The following is a 6353-nucleotide window of genomic DNA, read 5'->3' as shown; positions in this document are numbered from 1 at the left end:
CGGGGCCGCTGGCCCAGGCGGCAGCCTGAGCCGTAAATCCCCGCTCAGCCCTGGAGGGTGGAGAATCCCCTCCCTCAGGGAGGGGAGCCTTCAACACCTACCTCACCATCGGCAACGCGATCATGGCACTTCCGACCATGGCCGTCATGGGACTGCCGCTGCGGGTGCTTCCCACCCGCATCGTCGGCACCGGCATGGGCCTGCTCAACCTTGGCGGCCAACTCGCGGGAGCCATCACCCCGCTGGTCATGGGCTTCCTCGTCGACCGTTTCTCCTACACTGTCGCCTTCGGCTTCATGCTGGTCGGCGTCCTGGCGTCGATCACGGGCGCGCTCTGGGTGCCGCAGACCACCGACCAGTTCGCTCGCTCGGCCCCGGCAGGACTGCTCCAAGTAGCCTGAGTACCAAGGGTCCACGCGGTGACGCCGGACTGGGTTCCTGCAGCAGCGTCGTCCTTGCGGTCCGGGGCACCTCGACTCCCCTGGTGACTCCTCCACCCCGTAAACGGGGTGGAGGAGTCACATCCAGGGCGTAGCCGCGCCCATCGCCTCGGCCACGGTCGACGTTTCCTTCGATGGCGGTACAGCTTTCGCGCTGGCAGCAGTCACCGCCACACAGTCCGGCGGATACCGAGCGACGTGGCCCAACCTGGCCTCCGGGACCGTGACCCTTCGGCTCACCGCGGCGGACAACGCCGGTGGATCGGTCACATAGCGCATACCAACGGCAGGCCGCGCAGGTGACCATCAGTCAGCAGCGCGAGCAGATCAATCACCTCGAACCGCCGAAGTCAGTGCGCGGGTCAGGTGGTTGCGGCAGAGGTCGATCGAGTTGCGGTTCCCGTTGTAGTCGCGCGCGTTCACGCCCGTCCCGAGTCTGAGCCCAGGTCGCTCGGGTCAGGCCTCCCGGAGCAACCGAGCCGCCGTGTCCGAGGTGCGGTCTGCAGTTGAATGCTCCCCTCCCTTCAGCGTCTCTGATTGGCTTAGCGAGCCTGAGCGTTGCTCAGCCTTGGGAGCCAATCGCCTTCGTGCCCTGGTACTGAACGACAGGAGCCGCCAGCCCGGGTGGCACGTCCCTCCGGACGCTGGTCGACCGGGCCGCAAGACCCGACCGAGGAGGGTGCCCGACGTCGCCTGGGCGCCAGGCGTGCGCGTAGCACTCTGCCACAGGTTCACTACGCTTCGCTAATCCAACTGGTGAGCCTTGAGGGTGGGGAGCATTCAAAGTGCCGTCCTCAGCCGGGTGGCCGCGAGGTCGGTCGCGGTCGCGAGCGTCGTTTGGCCGGCACGATCGGCGTTGGTGAGGATCTCGGCGAGCGTGGTGCCGATACCGTGCACCCGGTCGATCGCCTCGGCGTGCCCGATGCCCTCGACCTCGCGGGCCAGCGCGTAGATCACGCCGCCGGCGTTGGCCACGAAATCGGGCGCCCAGAGGATGTCCCGCTGCCGAAGCAAGTCGGCGACGTCGTCGGTGACGAGCTGGTTGTTCGCCGGTCCGACGATCGCCGCGCAGCGCAGCCGGGACACCACATCGTGGTCAAGGATTTGGCCGACCGCGGCCGGGACGAGGATCTCGGTGTCGGTGGTGATCGCCTCTTGGGGTTCTACCCATGCCGCGCCGAGTTCCTTGGCCAGCACCCTTTTTTGATCATCCACATCGGACACCTTCAGCTCGGCGCCTTGCTCGGCGAGGCTGCGAGCCAGTCGCTCGCCGACCGCGCCGAGCCCGCTGACGGCGATGCGGCGCCCGGCGAGCGATTCGGTGCCGAAGCGGTGTGCCGACACCGCGCGCAACGCGGCCAGCATCCCGATCGCGGTCGGTGCGGCGGGGGATCCGGAGCCGCCGTGGGACTGCGGGAGGCAGAAGGCGTGCGGGGTGCGCTCCCGCACCACGATCATGTCCTCGGCGCAGGTGCCGACGTCGGGTCCCGTGCTGTAGCGGCCGCCGAACTCCGCGACCAGGTCACCGACGTCGAGGAGCACCGAATGGCGATCGATGCGTGCGGGATCGGCACCCTCGTCCAGCGCGATCACGGTCTTGCCGCCACCGTAGGCAAGACCGGCGGCGGCGCACTTGTAGCTCATCGCCTCCGACAGCCGCAGCGCGTCCGCCAGCCCGTCCTGCCAGCAACGGTAGGCCCGCATCCGGCATCCGCCCACTGCGGGGCCGAGCGCCGTCGAGTGCACCGCGACCATGAGCGTCACGCCGGATCGGGCTCCACGGCGGATGACCAACCGCTCATGCTCGAGCGAGCCTTGCTTCGCTGCGACATCCTGCATCGGGGTACCTTTCGGATCATGGTGGCCCCTTCACTCTTCCCGGGGGATTGGCCGCAGCATCCGGGCCGCCACCCACGCGCTGCATCGTCGGGAGCGCACAACGCCGCGCCACAACTTGTGCGGACCACACGATCCGCGCCCGCAGGAGTGCACTCCACGACCTCGTCGGTGGCTCCAAGGACGGGTTTTCGGGGTTGCATCCGACGATGTTGACGCCAAGGAGCCCGAAAGGCCGTGCTGTTGACGTCGTTGGCCCGTAAAGCGCCGCCGTGCCCCTGGCGGGGCCGGAGGCAATCGCCCCGAGCAATCCGCCTGCGGATCCGGCGCCTTGGGGTCCGGCGACGAACGCGAGGTGCCCATCTGGTGCTCAGCGACGAAGACGGCCGGGGCGTGCCGGCTGGATGCTCCTGCGCATCCCTCACCGCCACGGTGGGGCTGTGGGAGGCTTTCTGATGAGACTGCACGGAACCAAGACAGCGGTGTTGTGTGTGATCGCGCTCGCCGCCACGGCCTGTTTTGGAGGGGCCTCGGGCGCAGGCGCCGGGAGTCAGGGCGCCTATGTCCGCAACGGCACGTTCACCTCGACCCTGTCGCAGGACCCGGGCAAGCTCGACCCGTACCACACCGTGGTCGCTGCGGCCAACGACCTGCTGTCCTTTGCCTACGACCCGCTGGTCTCCCTGGACGACAAGGGAAACCCGATCCCGGGCATCACGACCAAGTGGGACGTCACCCCCTCGTCGGTCACCCTGACGCTCCGCAAGGGCGTCACGTGCTCCGACGGCTCGGCGGTGACCCCGAGCGTCGTCAGCAAGGACCTGGACTATCTCAAGGATCCCAAGTCCGCCTCGCCGCTGCTCGGCATCGTGCTGCCGGGCCCGGACTTCACCACCAAGGCCGACGACGCCGCGGGCACCGTCACGATCACCACGGGCAAACCCGACGGCCTGCTGCTGCAGTCACTGGCCGCCTTCTTCGTGGTGTGCGGCAGCGGCACGGCCGACCCCACCGCACTGGCCAAGGCCAGCAGTGGATCGGGCCCCTACAAGCTGACCGAGGCCGTCCCCGGCGACCACTACACGCTGGTCCGCCGCGACGAGTACGCCTGGGGGCCCGACGGCGCCAGGATCAATGTGCCCGGAGCCCCGCAGAAGATCGTCCTGAAGATCGTCAACAATGACACCACCGCAGCCAACCTCCTCGCCGGCGGCAGTCTCAATGGCGGCGTCGTCAACGGCCCCGACCGGGAGCGGCTGGTGGGCACCATGAAGGAGTACCGCTTCGAGGACGGCGGGACGCTGGCGGTGTTCAACGAGCACCTGGGCCATCCCGGCGCCGACCCCGTGGTCCGCAAGGCGCTCACGCAGGCCCTAAATCGCGGGCAGATCGCGGATGTGCTCACCGACCGGCAGGGCAAGATCGGTAACAGCACGATGGGTGTGCCGCCGCTGATCTGCGACGACTCCGGCGCTGCGGCGGGCATCCCCGTGTTCGACGAGGCGGCCGCGGCCGCCGCGCTGGATGCGGCGGGCTGGCGCAAGGGAGCGGACGGGATCAGGGTGAAGGGCGGTAAGCGCCTGAGCCTTACCGCGATGTACTCCTCCGACCGGCCGAACGCGTCGGCGGGCATGGAGTTGTTCTCGGCCGCGTGGAAGAAGCTCGGGGTCGATGTGCAGGTGAAGAGCCTGAACTCGGCCGCCTTCCTGCAGGCGGTCTTCCAGAGCGACAACTGGGACGTCACCCCGGAGATCAATCTGGCCACCCAGCTGCCGTCACAGAGCGTCAGCTTCTTCTCGGGCCCGGGCGCCCCCAAGGGATCCAACTTCGCAGGCATCCACAACAGCGCCTACGAGCAGTTGGTCGCCCAGGCGGTGCAGACCCCGGGCCGGCCCGGCTGCCAGATGTGGACCGAGGCCGAGAAGGCGCTCTTCGCCCGAGCCGACGTCGTCCCCATCGCCCAGAAGTACGTCAGCTACTTCGGGCGCGGCGCGACCTTCGAGATCTCCGGCGAGATGCCCCTGCCGACCAGCATCCGGCTGCGCGCCAACTAAAGGAGACACCACCCCATGGCTCAGCCATCCCCGGGCCCTGTGACGGTTCCGCGCGACGGTTTTCGGGCGGTCGTCGCAAGCGCGGAGCACCAGGGGGAGGACATCCGGCGGTCCTCCCCCTGGGCACGGTTTTTGATCAGACGAGTGGTACGCCTGGCGATCTCGCTCTTCGTGGTCATCACCGCCTCGTTCCTGCTCGTCCACCTGGTCCCCGGGGATCCGGTGCGCTCCGCTTTGGGCATCACGGCCGACCCCGCTGTGGTGGCGGCCCGCCGAGCCCAGCTTGGCCTGGACAAGTCATTGCTGACGCAGTATCTGCACTACCTGGGGGGCGTCTTCACCGGGAACCTCGGTACCTCGATCACCAGCGGTGATCCGGTGTCGTCGGTCATCACCACCCGGCTGCCGGCAACCGCGGAGCTGGCAGGTGGGGCGTTCCTGCTCACCGCGCTGGTGGCCGTCCCCGTCGGTATGTGGGTGGCCGCGGCCACGTATGGTGGGCGCCGCCGCGGCGCGGATCTCGCCTTCACCAGCGTGACCGGCATCTGCACCACCGTCCCCGACTTCCTGATCGGCGTGGGCCTGGTCTTCGTCTTCGCGGTCACCCTTCCCTGGCTGCCACCCGCCGGCGCCGACACGCCCGCCTCCTACCTTCTGCCCGTGCTCGCTCTGGCACTCGGTCCCAGCTGCCAACTCGCCCGCATCATCCGCACCGAGACCGCCCGCGTCCTGGGGCAGGACCACCTGCGGGTCGCCCGCAGCAAGCGCCTGCCCGCACGACTGCTCTACCTGCGCCACGCGCTGCCCAACGTGCTCACCGCGGGGCTCACCGTCGGCGGCATCCTGTTCGCCTCGCTGGTCGCAGGCAGCGTCCTGGTCGAGAACGTCTTCGCCTGGCCAGGGCTCGGCAGCACCGTGGTGGGCGCGATCGTCGCCCAGGACTACCCGCTGGTGCAGGCGATCGTCCTGCTCCTGGGTTCGGTGGTGCTGGTGGTGAACCTCGTCGTCGATCTGGCCCTGGGTCTGCTCGACCCCCGCTCGACCCTCACGAGGAGCTGAAAAACGGTGACCACGCACGGCAGCCGGTACGCCTCCCGGATCGGCCCCATGGGGATGATGGGCGCACTCGGCCTGCTCCTGCTGCTCTTCCTGGCGATCGCCGGCCCCGTCATCTGGGGCGCCGACGCCACGCACCTGGACGTGGCCGCAGCCCAGCAGGGACCCTCCGCACGGCACCTGCTCGGCACCGACAGCCTGGGCCGGGACATGCTCGCCCGCGTGCTCTCGGGGGCCCGTCTCTCCCTGATCCTCGCGGTGCTGGCGACCGCCCTGGGTTCGACGGCCGGTGTGCTGCTCGGCGCATTCCCCACCGTCCTTGGCCGCCGCGGCCGCCGGGCATGGGAATCGGCGATGAACACCGCGATCGCCTTCCCCGCGCTGCTGCTGGCGTTGTGCGTCGCGACCGTGGCCGGCGTCGGAGCGACAGGGGCAGTTTGGGCCCTGGGTATCGCGACCGCCCCCACCTACGCGCGCCTGACCTACACCCTCGCCTCGTCCGTGTCCGGAGCGGACTACGTCTTGGCCGCACGGATCCTCGGCGTGTCCCGGTGGCGCCTGATGCTGCGTCATATCCTGCCCAACATCGCCGAACCGCTGATCGTGACCACGACCCTGCAGGTCGGTGGCATGCTCATCGCCCTGTCCGGGCTGAGCTTTATCGGGCTGGGCGTCCAACCGCCCTCCTACGACTGGGGCCGCCTGCTCAGCGAGAACCTCAACCGCATCTACACCGCCCCCGCCGCGGCCCTCGCGCCCGGCGTCGCCATCGTCATCGCCGGCCTGGTCTTCAACGCCCTCGGCGAGAGTGCGGCCGCCCTCGTCCGCTCCGACCCGCCCGCCGCCCGAACCGCCCGTCCGCGCCGGTTCGGCGGAGGCATGCTCTGACGTGCTGCCGTTCTACGGTTGTCATCATCTCATGACCTCCGGTCCTACCCGTTGTGGGCGCGCGTCGGTGCAGCGTGCG

General features: G+C 69.3%; 5 protein-coding genes. 4 read left to right on the top strand and 1 reads right to left on the bottom strand.

Annotation, left to right across the window (positions count from 1 at the left end):
* Positions 1-122: 122 nt before the first annotated feature.
* Positions 123-401, top strand: a complete 279-nt coding sequence (locus tag ACWDA7_RS49290; RefSeq protein ID WP_450614301.1) for a hypothetical protein — start codon at positions 123-125, stop codon at positions 399-401.
* A gap of 819 nt (positions 402-1220) precedes the next feature.
* Here the strand turns inward: ACWDA7_RS49290 and ACWDA7_RS49285 are convergent.
* Positions 1221-2279, bottom strand: a complete 1059-nt coding sequence (locus tag ACWDA7_RS49285) for a Glu/Leu/Phe/Val dehydrogenase dimerization domain-containing protein (protein ID WP_450614299.1) — start codon at positions 2277-2279, stop codon at positions 1221-1223.
* Between the two features lie 452 nt (positions 2280-2731).
* Between ACWDA7_RS49285 and ACWDA7_RS49280 the strand changes: the two genes are divergently transcribed.
* The 3 genes from ACWDA7_RS49280 to ACWDA7_RS49270 are packed head-to-tail and all read left to right on the top strand — an operon-like array spanning position 2732 to position 6274.
* On the top strand, positions 2732-4330 hold the full coding sequence (locus ACWDA7_RS49280; RefSeq protein ID WP_450614297.1) for an ABC transporter substrate-binding protein: 1599 nt from the start codon (positions 2732-2734) through the stop codon (positions 4328-4330).
* Between the two features lie 15 nt (positions 4331-4345).
* Positions 4346-5389 (top strand): ABC transporter permease, encoded by a 1044-nt coding sequence (locus ACWDA7_RS49275; RefSeq protein WP_450614295.1) that lies wholly within the window; start codon positions 4346-4348, stop codon positions 5387-5389.
* Positions 5390-5395: 6 nt separating this feature from the next.
* Positions 5396-6274, top strand: a complete 879-nt coding sequence (locus tag ACWDA7_RS49270) for an ABC transporter permease (protein ID WP_450614294.1) — start codon at positions 5396-5398, stop codon at positions 6272-6274.
* Positions 6275-6353: the final 79 nt, after the last annotated feature.

Source organism: Streptomyces sp. NPDC001156 (assembly GCF_053598275.1).
Note: the sequence above shows the minus strand (reverse complement) of the source record. Positions and strands in the feature narration are given on the sequence as shown.